Below are 12,185 nucleotides of genomic sequence, written 5' to 3'. Positions count from 1 at the left end.
CGGACTTTTGCGTGGGGCCGCGGCGAGCAATCCATGATCAATGCAGCGGGGCGCGGCATTCGGAACGAAGTGTTCCGTGCGGCAATCCCGCGTGTGCATCGGCGAATCCGGGGAAGCGGGGTGCGGACAACCGCATTTTCCGGAGATTTCGCGGCAACCGCCCGACAATCCCGTGGCCGGGATCACATCCGAAATGCTCCGTTTGTCGCTTTTGATACGGAGTGAAATACGGTCTTCATCCGGAGTTAATCAAAGACATCCGTTTTGTTCCTCCCGGATTTCTCGTCCGTTTGACCTGTTGCGTCGGGCACCCATCCGGATACATTCAGCCGCGGTCGGACGGTTCCACGTACTGGATCTGGTGCGCGGCAACAACTCGCGAACCTGCTTGCCCTGTGCTGACTTCACTCAGTCGGTCAAGAAGTAAGCGAACGACCCGGAGCTGCGGCGCGCAGTTTCCGTGAAAGGGCCAGTAACAGGGGAGTTAGGAATGGCTCAGGGCACCGTCAAGTGGTTCAACGCGGAGAAGGGGTACGGCTTCATCGCGGTCGACGGTGGTGCGGACGTCTTCGTCCACTACAGCGCGATCCAGATGGACGGGTACCGGACGCTTGAGGAAGGACAGCGGGTCGAGTTCGAGATCTCGCAGGGGCAGAAGGGCCCGCAGGCGGACATGGTCCGAGTGACCGGCTGAGCCTGTTCACTGCTCTTCTTGTACTGCTCTTCTTCAGACGTGGCCGAGGCCCGGCCCCCCATTGGCGGGGGCCGGGCCTCGTGCCGTTTGCGGCGCGGTGCCCGAGCGGATCCCGCCGAGGCGGCCGCCGAACACCCGTCCCACCTTCCGGACATCTGTTCGAGTGGGCCCGCGCGAGCGCTTGTGCGAGCGACCGGTACCGGGGGTCCGCTTGCACTCGACCTACCCGAGTGCTAATCATTGGCGTTAGCACTCTGGATGTGAGAGTGACAAAAGGACCGGGCAGACGAGGTCCGGAGGCCGTGGGGGAAGGATCCCCGCGGAGCCGGGTCGTCCGTCGCGGGCGTCGGCCCAGGTCCTCAGCATCCACCCCGTTCTGGGAGGACCTCACCACATGGCCAAGATCATCGCGTTCGACGAGGAAGCGCGTCGCGGCCTCGAGCGCGGGATGAACCAGCTCGCCGACGCCGTCAAGGTCACGCTCGGCCCCAAGGGCCGCAACGTCGTGCTCGAGAAGAAGTGGGGCGCCCCCACCATCACCAACGATGGTGTGAGCATCGCCAAGGAGATCGAGCTCGAGGACCCGTACGAGAAGATCGGCGCCGAGCTGGTCAAGGAGGTCGCGAAGAAGACGGACGACGTCGCCGGTGACGGCACGACGACCGCGACCGTCCTGGCCCAGGCGCTCGTACGTGAGGGTCTTCGGAACGTCGCCGCCGGCGCCAACCCGATGGCCCTCAAGCGCGGCATCGAGAAGGCCGTCGAGGCCGTCTCGGAGCAGCTTCTGAACCTCGCGAAGGACGTGGAGACCAAGGAGCAGATCGCTTCGACGGCCTCCATCTCCGCCGCCGACCCGCAGATCGGCGAGATGATCGCCGAGGCGATGGACAAGGTCGGCAAGGAAGGCGTCATCACCGTCGAGGAGAGCAACACCTTCGGCCTGGAGCTTGAGCTCACCGAGGGCATGCGCTTCGACAAGGGCTACATCTCGCCCTACTTCTCCACCGACCCGGAGCGTATGGAGGCCGTCCTCGACGACCCGTACATCCTGATCGTCAACAGCAAGATCGCCTCGGTGAAGGACCTGCTCCCGCTGCTGGAGAAGGTCATGCAGGGCGGCAAGCCGCTCGCGATCATCGCCGAGGACGTCGAGGGCGAGGCCCTGGCCACGCTCGTCGTCAACAAGATCCGCGGCACCTTCAAGTCCGTCGCGGTCAAGGCCCCCGGCTTCGGCGACCGCCGCAAGGCCATGCTGGGCGACATCGCCATCCTCACCGGTGGCCAGGTCATCAGCGAGGAGGTCGGTCTCAAGCTGGACTCCGCCGGTCTGGAGCTGCTCGGTCGCGCCCGCAAGGTCGTCGTCACCAAGGACGAGACGACCATCGTGGACGGTGCCGGCGACTCGGACCAGGTCCAGGGCCGCGTCAACCAGATCCGCGCCGAGATCGAGCAGTCGGACTCCGACTACGACCGCGAGAAGCTCCAGGAGCGCCTGGCGAAGCTCGCGGGCGGCGTCGCGGTCATCAAGGCCGGTGCCGCGACCGAGGTCGAGCTCAAGGAGCGCAAGCACCGCATCGAGGACGCGGTGCGCAACGCCAAGGCCGCCGTCGAGGAGGGCATCGTCGCCGGTGGCGGCGTGGCCCTGCTCCAGGCGTCCCAGGCCGCGTTCGAGAAGTTCGAGCTGGACGGCGACGAGGCCACCGGTGCCGCGATCGTGAAGCTGGCCGTCGAGGCCCCGCTGAAGCAGATCGCGGTCAACGCCGGCCTCGAAGGCGGCGTCGTGGTGGAGAAGGTGCGCAACCTGACCCCCGGCCACGGCCTCAACGCCGCGACCGGCGAGTACGTCGACCTGGTCGCCGAGGGCATCATCGACCCGGCCAAGGTGACGCGCTCCGCGCTCCAGAACGCGGCCTCCATCGCCGCGCTCTTCCTCACCACCGAGGCCGTCATCGCCGACAAGCCGGAGAAGGCCGGTGCCCCGGCCGGCGGCGCGCCGGACATGGGCGGCATGGACTTCTGATCCGGTGACGGACCAGTAGTCATGCGGTGATGCCGCGGGCCGGTGCGTCCTGCAATCGGCCACGGCACGAGCCGCGAGACACACGCGAAGGGCGGCACCCCCTGCACGGGGGGTGCCCCCCTTCGGCGTTCCCGATCGGAGAAAACCTGTGGCCTGCCGCCCGGCGTGGCTCCTAGCATCGTGAACGTGCCTGCGGGAACTACGAGTTCCTCCAGTCTTTGGCAGACAATCGCGCCCTTAACGCGAAACGCCGGGTTCGAATCCCAAAACGGGACCCGTGACCTGCCCGCAGGCACCCTTGTTCCGCGCCCGGGGAACTGCGCGTCCGTACTGTGTCTCCACGCAATGGGGGCGTCCTTTGAGATAGGAAGCCAACGGACCCGCGACCTTCCCCGGGCGCTCTCTTGGAGCCGCCTGATGACCACTCAATCTCTGGATCTCGCAACGCGCGACGCCGCCCGCGTCGTCGCCCGCTTCCTCGACACCGCGACGAGCGCGACCGGCCGCGCGACGTTCTACAACACCGCCGACGAGCAGTCCGTGCTGGAGCGTTCCGCGCACGCCGACATGGCCGCGCTCGACCGGCGCCTGTACGCGGGCCTGGTCGCGTCGCCGTACGTCCTGGACCGTGCCCGGCAGACCGGCGTGGCGTGCCTGCTTTCCGACGGCGTCCCCACCGAGGACGAGGCCGCGGCGGTTCGCGGAGCGGTGGCGCGCCTGACCGTGCCGCGCATGCTCAACCTGTATGCGATGCTCGCAGCCGAGCGCGTCAACAACGCCCGCGCGCGCAAGCTGATCCTGCGTACCCTCCTGGGCGGCCCCGCACTGGAGTCGTGGGCCGTGCGCTACCGGCGCAAGCTCGCCGCCGCGCTGCGGCACGCGTGGGGCGCGCGTACCGCCGGCATCGTGCGCGCCATCCTGGTGCGCGAGCTCGCGGGCGAGGAACTGGACGCCAAGGAACGCCGCATCGTCGCCGCCGAGCTCGACCGCTGGGCGGCGGGGCGGGACCGGGCCGTCGTCCACGAGTGCGTCGCGTTCGTGTTGGGCGCCACCGGGCCGTTCACGCGGCCTCAGTTGCGTGCGTACGCCGACGCGCGGAGTGACCTCGACGCGGGGCGGACTCTGCCGTACGAGACCCTCGAAGGTCTGCGGGGCCGCTTCCACCCGGACGAACCCGCTTCGCGCGTGCTGGAGTTGACGAAGGGTCGGCTCACGGCGGGACAGCGGCTGGCCAAGCAGGCGCAGGCGGAGCGCGCGGGCGTGGAGGTCGAGGTCGACTTCACGCGCCACGACGCGGTGCGGCTGTACCTGTACGCGTACGAGCGCGGCATGACCGACGAGGTCGCGGACGCGCTGGCCGCACGGGCCCGCCGTACCGCAGCCGGACTCGGCTTCGCGGACCGGCGCGTCGCGCTCGTCCTCGACGGCTCGGGCTCGATGGCCGGGTCGGACGAGCAGGCGCTGCGCCCGATCGCGGTGGCCCTGGCGCTGCGGGACGCGGTGCGCGAGGCGGCGGGCGAGTTCCGCGAGGTGTGGTTCGGCGGAAGGCGCACGGACGACGGGCTTGTGCACCCCTCCGGCGATACGGCACCGGCCTACGCGCTGTTGGAGGCGCTGTCGTGGGACGCCGACCTGGTGGTCGTCGTCGGCGACGGTTACGAGAACGCCCCCGCCGGCCGGTTCGCCGAAGTCCTGGCCGCCGCACGCGAACTCGGCATCCGCACGCCCGTGGTGCAGCTGAGCCCGGTGCTCGCGGCCGATGCCGGTGGTGTGCGGGCGCTCGCGCCGGAGGTCCCGGTAGCCGGTGTGCAGCGGCTCGAAGGGCTCGAACTGACCGCGTGCAGACTCCTGTTGGAGGTCGAACCGGCGGTCGCCGTACGCACGCTGCACGTGCTCGCCGGGCTCGCCGCACCCGAACTTGGCTCTGGAGAAAGGATGTTGGGCGTCGGTGGGTCGGCCGCGGAGTCGGCGACCGGCGAACCTTCCGAAAACACAAGGGAGTCCGACGCGCCGAACAGTGACGTCGTACCTGATCAGACGACCGTTGCCGAGGAGGTGACGACATGAGGAACCCGCTGAAGCGCTTCCAGCGCGCGGCCGCCGAGTCGGCGACCGTCGGCGAACTGCTCTCCGGCGTCCGCCCCGGGCGGGTGCAGAGCGCCGGCCGCATGCAGGTGCTGCCGCTGCTCGCGGGCGATGCACCGACCGCCGAACTCGGCGACCCGGCAAGGCTCGTCATCGCCACCGGCGATTACGGCACGCTGGACTTCCGCAACGAGGGCGCCGGGCCCGCCCTGGTACCGAGCCACCTCGCGGTGATGGTGTCGCAGGCCGCGCAGGACCACGCGATGCCGCGCGCGGCGCTGGTGGCGGCCGGCGCGCAGCTTTCGTACCGCTTCGCGATGTGCATCCAGCAGTCGCAGGGCGGCCTGATCAGCTCCGGCTCGCACCGGCTGGCCGTGCTGCCCCCGGCGCTGCGGGAGGCGGCGTCGCTGCTGCCCGCCGAGCCCGGGTACAACCGGCTCTGGCCCGCCGTTTCGAGCTTCAAGGCGTCGGCGGGGCTGCCGGGTGCGGCGGACCTGGTCCGGTTCATGAAGCACTTCGCCACCGAACTCGACCGGTTCACAGCCGAGTTCGAGTGCGTCGAGGACCAGATCGGGGCCGTCGTGCTGATGGACGGCGCGGTCGTCGGTGTGGAGCGCGCCCCCTCGCACGTCTACTGGCGTTCGATGTGGGAGCCGCTGATCCGGTTCTGCTACGGCGCGGAGGCGGTGCGCCGCGGCGTGGCGGGGGACGGCCCGGCGGTTCTGTCGACGCGTGTTCCGCTGACGCCGCCGACCGCTCCGGCCGCGGCGTCGGGCGAGGGGCACGCGACCGGCCGTGCCGTCTCCGGCGGCGACGGTGCCGACGTCTTCGCCCTGCTGGCGGAGGCGGTCCGCGACGCCGACGCGCGGGAGCAGCGGGCGGTAGAGGTGGTCGCGGACGCGGCTTCGGACGAATCGCTCGTCGTCGGCGTCGACGAGGCCATCGGCCGCATCGCGGTCGGGACGGTGGTCGGGGACGGGCTGATGGGGGCGTACGCCCTCGACGGCGACACACCCGTCTACGCGTCGCTCACCGTGCGCGGCACGCTGGGGGACTGACGTGGGGCGGGGACGACCCGGCCGAGGACTCGGGCTTTGCGGCCCGGGTCCTCGGCCGGGTTTTCCCGTTTCCACTCCCGACGTAGTTCGCCGTACGAATTATCCGGATTTCCCGGTGTTAGTCTGAGTGGATGGCTAAGCATGTCGAGGGGCCCATCGGGATCGTGCCCGCCCTGGTGCGTTCCACGTTTCTGGTGAACGGTGCGTATGCGGACGCGGCCCGCGAGCGCGGGCTCACCCCGCAGCAGGGGCAGTTGCTCTGTGTCCTGATGCCGCAGCCGTTTGGAATGGGCGAGTTGAGCGCGATGCTCGGGCTGGCCAAGTCCAGTCTGACGGGCCTGGTGGACCGTACCGAGCGCAACGGGCTGGTCCGGCGTGCGCAGGACGCCCGCGACACGCGCGCGGTTCGGGTCGCGCTCACGCACGAAGGAGCGGTTCTGGCCGAGGAGTTCTACGCGGACGCGTGCCGCCGGATCGACGAACTCGCCGGCGGCCTCGATGCCGCCGAGCGCGAGACCCTGGCCGCGTTGCTGGGGCGGGTCGTGGCCGACAACGAGGCGCCTGTGGTGTTCCGCGAGCCGGCCGAAGGGGCCGTGGTGGGCGAGGGCTGAGACAACGCCACGGAAGCCGGGGTTGTAGTTCGTACTACGAACTAATATAGTTCGCAGTACGAACTTGCCCGTGCTTCCCGTGGGAGTGAAAAATCATGCGCCGTACTGTCGTGATCGTCGGTGGAGGCTACGGAGGCGCCGCGGTCGCCAAGGCCCTGGAGGCCGAAGCGCCGGAAACGGACGTCGTCCTGGTCGACCCCCGCGACGCCTTCGTCAACGCCGCCGCGTCGCTGCGTGCCCTGACGCGCCCCGAGTGGGCCAACAACATGTTCTTCCCGTACGAGACCCTGCTCGGACGCGGCACGCATCTCCGCGACCGCGCGGTCTCGGTGGACCCCGGCGGCGTCACCCTGGCGTCGGGCGGCCGTGTCGAGGCCGACTACGTGGTCCTCGCCACCGGATCCGGCTACGCCTACCCGGCCAAGCCCGTGTCCGACTCGATCGCAGAGGCGCTGGACGACCTGCGTCGCACGCACAAGGAACTCCGCGCTTCAGAAAGGGTGTTGATCCTCGGCGCAGGGCCGGTGGGCCTGGAGCTGGCCGGGGAGATCAAGGAGGTCTGGCCGGACAAGCACGTGACCTTGGTGGCCCCGTCCGGCGAACTGCTCCCCGGCTTCGCCGCCGAGATGGTCGCGGACCTGCGGGCACAGCTCGACGCGCTGGGCGTCGAGGTACGCCTCGGCGCCACACTGGGGGACAGGCCGCCCACCGAACCGGGACACACCGGCGCCTTCACCGTCACCACCACCGACGGCGACGAACTGGGCGCCGACATCTGGTTCCAGGCGCACGGCACGACCACCAACAGCAGCTTCCTCGCCGACGGCAGGCTCACCGGCCTCACGCCGGAAGGACGCGTACCGGTGACCGGCCGCCTCAACGTAGCCGGGCACGAACACATCTATGCCGTAGGCGACATCACCGACGTTGCCGAGGCCAAGATGGCCGGCTACGCGATGCAGCACGCCGAGGTCGTCGTACAGAACATCACCGCCCAGCTGAACGGCGAGGCGCCGACGGCCACTTACCAGCCCCTGGCTTTCCCGATGATCCTGCTGCCGCTCGGCACGAGCGGCGGCGTCGGCCAACTGCCGTCCCCCGAAGGACCGTTCGTCGCACCGGCCGAGACCGTCGCCGAGTACAAGGGCGCGGATCTGTTCACCGGCCGCTTCGTCGGGCAGTTCGGCCCCACCGCCTGAAAGGGTTCGACACCGTGGAATACACCCGTCTGGGCCGCAGCGGCCTCACCGTCTCCCGACTGGTGCTCGGCACCATGAATTTCGGGCCGCACACGTCCGAAGCCGACAGTCACACGATCATGGACCGCGCGCACGAGCACGGCATCAACTTCTTCGACACCGCCAACGTGTACGGCGCGCGGCCCGCGGGCGGCGTCACCGAGGAGATCATCGGCCGCTGGTTCGCCACCGGCGGAGGGCGGCGCGAGAAGACCGTGCTCGCCACCAAGGTCTACCTGCCGATGGGCGACCGGCCGAACGAAAGCCGCCTGTCCGCGCTGCACATTCGGCGCGCCGCCGAGGCGTCGCTCAGGCGCCTGGGCACCGACCACATCGATCTCTACCAAATGCACCACGTGGACCGTGACACACCGTGGGACGAGATCTGGGAGGCGTTCGACGTCCTGCGGCAACAGGGGAAGGTTCTGTACTTCGGGTCGTCCAACTTCGCGGGCTGGCATATCGCCCAAGCCCAGGAGGCCGCACGCACCCGGCACTTCCTGGGGCTGGTCGCCGAACAGTCCATCTACAACCTGATGAACCGGTGGGTCGAGCTGGAAGTGCTGCCCGCGGCGCGGGCGTACGGAGTCGGCGTCATACCGTGGTCCCCGCTCAACGGCGGCGTGCTCGGCGGAGTCCTGCGCAAGTCAAGGAACGGTGAGGCGTCCCGGGGCAGTTCCGGACGCGGCGCGGAGACCCTGGCCGAACACCGGGAGACCGTCGAGGCGTACGAAGCACTTTGCGCCGAACTCGGCGAGGACCCCGCGCACGTGGGACTGGCATGGCTGCTCGCGCAGGACGGCGTGACCGGCCCGATCATCGGTCCGCGTACCTCCGAGCAGCTCGACGGGTCTCTGCGCGCGTTGCGGATCACGCTCGACGAGGCGGTCCTCGCCGCGCTGGACAAGCTGTTCCCGGCTCCGGGCGTCAACCCGGGCCGCCCGGCGCCGGAGGCGTATGCGTGGTAGAGGCGCCGCCGGTCACGCGTCCGCGGCGAAGCCCTCGGTCCACACCAGGGCCCCCAGGTCCGCGACCCGGACCGCGTCCTTCTCGCAGACCCAGACGGGATCCGGCCCGAGCTCCGGCTCGATGTACAGCTGGTGCGCGTCCGCGGTCCCGTCGTGCCGGGGGCACCAGGGCCAGCGCACCCCGGCCTCCTCCAGGGCCTCCTGCACGTCCTGCGCGACGAGGCCGGGCGCGTAGGCCGCACCGTCCGGCCACTCCCGGCACCACCAGCGCCGCCCGGCCACCGCGTCCTCGACCACGGACACCACGGTCGGGTCCGCGGCGCCGCAGGCGGCCAGGTCCTTGAGCACCAGGGCCCGCGCGGTGTGCAGGGCGCTTTCGACGACGTCGTCTCCCATGCCGTCCATTGTCCGCACTCGCCCCGCGGCACGGCTGTCCGGCGCGCGGCCGTGTCGCGGTGCGGGCGCGCGACGAGCCGTGGGGCCTGTCGCGCGAGCGATCAGGCAGGATCGAGGATGTGACAGTACTCATCGACCGCCCCACCTGGCCCGGACGCGGGCGCCTGTGGTCCCACCTGGTCAGCGACGCCTCGTACGACGAACTCCACGAGTTCGCCCGCCGCCTCGGCGTCCCCGAGCGAGCCTTCGACCGCGACCACTACGACGTCCCGGCCGAACTGTACGACCAGGCCGTGGCGCTGGGCGCCGAGCCGGTGGGCGGCAAGGAGCTGGTCGGGCGCCTCATCGCCTCCGGCCTGCGCCGCCGCAAGCGCCGCACGTAGCTGCCGTTTCAGCCCCCGAAGGGGTCCTCAAGCATCGGGACGCAGGGCGACAGCAGCGCGTCCGGATACTCGGCCACCTGCCCGCGCGCCATCCTGAGCACGCGGAACTCGTTCTCGTGGCCGGGGTCCTCGTCGTCGCGCACGTGCAGCAGGCCGTACGACCCCGGCGCCCGCGCGCCGACGTCGCCGAAGAACGCGACGATCTCCTCGTCCCGGTGGTTCGGGCAGCCGCCGAGGTGCACGAACAACTCGCCGTTCATCCAGCGCAGGTCTAGCAGGTACGGGCTGTCGATCTCGCGGATGCGCTCCCGGAGACCTTCGGCGACCGCGCGGAGGCGGTCGCCGTCGTGGTCCGCGTCCTCGATGCCGGGACTCTCCTGGACGTTGATCCACCCGTGGTACTCGAACATGCGCGGGACCTTACAGGCGCGGGGCCTCACCGCCGCCCGGCCGCAGACTTCGCCACGGCCTCCGCCACGGCCTCCCCGGCGGCCGAGCCCGGCCGTCGGCGCGTCTCCGCCGCCCCTCAGCCCTGTTGCCGGGGGATGCCGCCCTCCAGGCGCTCCAGCTCCGTGCGCAGGTTGTGCCGGGCGGCCTCCTCGTAGCGGGCGTGGCCGAGCGGCGTGTGGAACAGCCGCGGCAGCGCGAGGAGATCCCGCAGGACGGCCGCCCGGGCACCGCGGAAGGCCTCCTCGGGGACGAACGCGTACTCCTCGCGCACCGCCGCGGCGTACGCGTCGTATCGGTCGCGGTCGGTCGCGAGGATCGCGAGGTCCGCGTCGCACAGCACGGCCGCGTTGCGGTCGCCCTCGGACGGTGCGTGCTCCGCCGTCACGCGCACGAGGCGGGCGGTCTCCGCGACGAGCGGGGCCGGGACGCCGGCCTCCCCGAGGGCGCGTTCGGCGAGGCGCGCGCTGCGCTCCTCGTTGTCGGCGCGGGCCGGGTCGTACACCGCGTCGTGGAACCACGCCGCGAGGCGTACGGCATCGGGGTCGTCGGCGTCCTGCGCGAGCTCGTCGACCAGTTCGAGTACGGCGAGAAGGTGCCCGGTGGCGTGGTAGCGCCGGTGCGGCTGCGAGTACCGGCCGATCAGATCCTCGCCGACGGCCGTGGCCGTGTCGCCGGAGTCCCCGACGAGCCGGGCCCAGCGTTCCTGCAACGTCATGGTGGCGGTCTCCTGGATGCGTTCCACGCCCTCAGCATGCCAGCAGCCCCCGCCAAAACCCGGCATGACGTGCCGTCCGACGGTGGCGTCCCCCGGACGAATCCGCCGCCCCGACCCCCCGACCGCAACCTCCGGACCGCGTCCTAGGCTCCGTCCGTGATCCGCTTCCAACTGGCCTCCCGCGTCGAGGCGGAGCCGCAACGCGTGTTCGACGCCTCGCTGGACGTCGGGCTCCACACCGCGTCGATGTCCGGTGCCCGCGAGGAGGTCGTCGCGGGCGTCACGGACCGCGTCCTGGTACTCGGTGACACCGTGACCTGGCGGGCCCGGCATTTCGGGGTGTGGTGGCGAATGACCGCGGAGATCACCACATGTGAGCCGCCTGGGTACTTCGTCGACGAGCAGCGCCGCGGCCCGTTCCGGTACTGGCGGCACGAGCACCGCTTCGTCGCGGAAGGCGAGGGCACGGTGATGTACGACAGCGTCGAGTTCGCCGCGCCGTTCGGGCCGGTGGGGCGGCTGGCCGAAGTACTGGTGCTGCGGCGGTATTTGGCCCGGCTGATCGGCGAGCGCAACCGGTATCTGCAACGGATTCTGGACGGTCGTCCGTCCGATGGGCGCTAGCGGGCGCGTGGTTCGGCCGGGGCGCACAGGGCAGGAGACGGGGGTGGCGGCATGGGGTGTTTGTCGCGCGTACGGGTAATCCGTCTGTGCTGGCACGGGAGTTGTGGCTAGGCTGCGCGCGCTGCCACGGGGACGGATTCGTCAAGCGAGGACAGGGGTCGGGGCAATGCGCGGTTGGTCGGTGCGGGCGAGGGTCGGAGCGGTGGTCGCGGCGGTCGTCGTCGCGGTGGGGGCGGCGGGGTGCGGTTCGGAGACGACCTCCGGAGGAGGCGGCGGCGACGTCGCCGGCACGGTGCTCTCGCAGGCGAAGCAGCAGCTCCAGGACTCCAGCACCGCGCGCATCAGCCTGCACGTCGGGGACGCCACGGCCATGGGCGTTCCCGGGGCGATGACCGCCGACGGCGTCATGGACCTGGCCGCCATCAAGGGGCGTCTCACCTACCACTACGAGTCGCTCGGCAAGTCCGTCGAGATGCTGATCCTGCCGGATGCCGTGTACGCGAAGCTGCCCGAGCCCAAGGACGGCAAGACCTGGACGCGGTTCGAGGGCATGTCCGGCAAGTCCGTGTTCAACGGCCTGGACCGCGACTCGGTGAGCGAGGCGCTGGACAGCCTCGGCTCGGCGATCTCGGACGCCGGCAAGGACGACGGATCCACGGAGCGCTCCTTCTCCGAGACCATCACGCTCGACGAGCTGCGCGACCAGATGGGCGCCTCCGACGACGCGCCGCTCATCCGGACGCTGGAGTCCATGGACGTGAAGTCGATGACGGTCGAGTTCGGTATGACGGCGGACAACAAGCTGACGCGCATGTCGGTGTCGTACGGCGACGCGATGTCGGTGAAGTTCACCGACTTCGGTACGCCGATGGGCGACCTGACGCCGCCGTCCGCCGACGACGTCGCGACGCAGTCGCCGCCGCGCTTCTGACGAACGGCCGCC

The 12,185-nt window shown here is 70.5% G+C and carries 13 protein-coding genes; 10 read left to right on the top strand and 3 right to left on the bottom strand.

Features of this window, described 5'->3' with window-relative positions; translation table 11 throughout:
• Window positions 1-490 precede the first annotated feature (490 nt).
• The 7 genes from ACRX5S_RS32885 to ACRX5S_RS32855 all read left to right on the top strand — a co-directional run bounded on the left by ACRX5S_RS32885 (window position 491) and on the right by ACRX5S_RS32855 (window position 8,674).
• Entirely contained in the window at window positions 491-694 is a 204-nt protein-coding gene (locus tag ACRX5S_RS32885) for a cold-shock protein (protein ID WP_018386095.1), read from the top strand.
• Between the two features lie 394 nt (window positions 695-1,088).
• The gene (groL, locus tag ACRX5S_RS32880; protein WP_436776840.1) at window positions 1,089-2,714 is read left to right on the top strand and encodes a chaperonin GroEL; all 1,626 of its coding nucleotides are present in this window, start codon (window positions 1,089-1,091) and stop codon (window positions 2,712-2,714) included.
• Window positions 2,715-3,131: 417 nt separating this feature from the next.
• Window positions 3,132-4,781 (top strand): hypothetical protein, encoded by a 1,650-nt coding sequence (locus tag ACRX5S_RS32875; protein WP_436776839.1) that lies wholly within the window; start codon window positions 3,132-3,134, stop codon window positions 4,779-4,781.
• A complete protein-coding gene (locus ACRX5S_RS32870; RefSeq protein WP_436776838.1) occupies window positions 4,778-5,857 on the top strand; it encodes an ARPP-1 family domain-containing protein in 1,080 nt (359 codons plus the stop codon). The genes ACRX5S_RS32875 and ACRX5S_RS32870 overlap by 4 nt, the downstream gene beginning before the upstream one ends.
• 131 nt (window positions 5,858-5,988) lie before the next feature.
• A complete protein-coding gene (locus ACRX5S_RS32865) occupies window positions 5,989-6,468 on the top strand; it encodes a MarR family winged helix-turn-helix transcriptional regulator (RefSeq protein ID WP_436776837.1) in 480 nt (159 codons plus the stop codon).
• A gap of 95 nt (window positions 6,469-6,563) precedes the next feature.
• Window positions 6,564-7,667, top strand: coding sequence for an NAD(P)/FAD-dependent oxidoreductase (locus tag ACRX5S_RS32860; protein ID WP_436776836.1), 1,104 nt, complete (start codon window positions 6,564-6,566; stop codon window positions 7,665-7,667).
• Window positions 7,668-7,681: 14 nt separating this feature from the next.
• Window positions 7,682-8,674 (top strand): aldo/keto reductase, encoded by a 993-nt coding sequence (locus tag ACRX5S_RS32855; protein WP_436776835.1) that lies wholly within the window; start codon window positions 7,682-7,684, stop codon window positions 8,672-8,674.
• Window positions 8,675-8,686: 12 nt separating this feature from the next.
• Here the strand turns inward: ACRX5S_RS32855 and ACRX5S_RS32850 are convergent, their stop codons facing one another.
• The gene (locus ACRX5S_RS32850) at window positions 8,687-9,070 is read right to left on the bottom strand and encodes a hypothetical protein (protein ID WP_436776834.1); all 384 of its coding nucleotides are present in this window, start codon (window positions 9,068-9,070) and stop codon (window positions 8,687-8,689) included.
• 119 nt (window positions 9,071-9,189) lie between these two features.
• Between ACRX5S_RS32850 and ACRX5S_RS32845 the strand changes: the two genes are divergently transcribed.
• Entirely contained in the window at window positions 9,190-9,453 is a 264-nt protein-coding gene (locus ACRX5S_RS32845; protein ID WP_436776833.1) for a DUF4031 domain-containing protein, read from the top strand.
• A gap of 8 nt (window positions 9,454-9,461) precedes the next feature.
• Here ACRX5S_RS32845 and ACRX5S_RS32840 read toward each other — a convergent pair whose 3' ends face one another.
• Together ACRX5S_RS32840 and ACRX5S_RS32835 are read right to left on the bottom strand one after the other, a co-directional pair.
• Window positions 9,462-9,863 carry an Imm7 family immunity protein gene (locus ACRX5S_RS32840; protein WP_436776832.1) on the bottom strand — a complete coding sequence of 134 codons (402 nt, stop codon included), beginning with the start codon at window positions 9,861-9,863 and terminating at the stop codon, window positions 9,462-9,464.
• Window positions 9,864-9,979: 116 nt separating this feature from the next.
• Window positions 9,980-10,618 (bottom strand): HD domain-containing protein, encoded by a 639-nt coding sequence (locus tag ACRX5S_RS32835; RefSeq protein ID WP_436776931.1) that lies wholly within the window; start codon window positions 10,616-10,618, stop codon window positions 9,980-9,982.
• Window positions 10,619-10,774: 156 nt separating this feature from the next.
• Here ACRX5S_RS32835 and ACRX5S_RS32830 point away from each other — a divergent pair, with 156 nt between their 5' ends.
• A complete protein-coding gene (locus tag ACRX5S_RS32830) occupies window positions 10,775-11,242 on the top strand; it encodes an SRPBCC family protein (protein WP_436776831.1) in 468 nt (155 codons plus the stop codon).
• A 166-nt stretch (window positions 11,243-11,408) separates the two neighbouring features.
• Window positions 11,409-12,173, top strand: coding sequence for a hypothetical protein (locus tag ACRX5S_RS32825; RefSeq protein WP_436776830.1), 765 nt, complete (start codon window positions 11,409-11,411; stop codon window positions 12,171-12,173).
• The last annotated feature ends 12 nt before the right edge of the window (window positions 12,174-12,185 follow it).

The organism is Yinghuangia sp. YIM S09857 (genome assembly GCF_051388915.1).
In the GTDB taxonomy this organism is placed as follows: domain Bacteria; phylum Actinomycetota; class Actinomycetes; order Streptomycetales; family Streptomycetaceae; genus Yinghuangia.
This window is presented reverse-complemented; position numbering and strand designations above follow the sequence as displayed.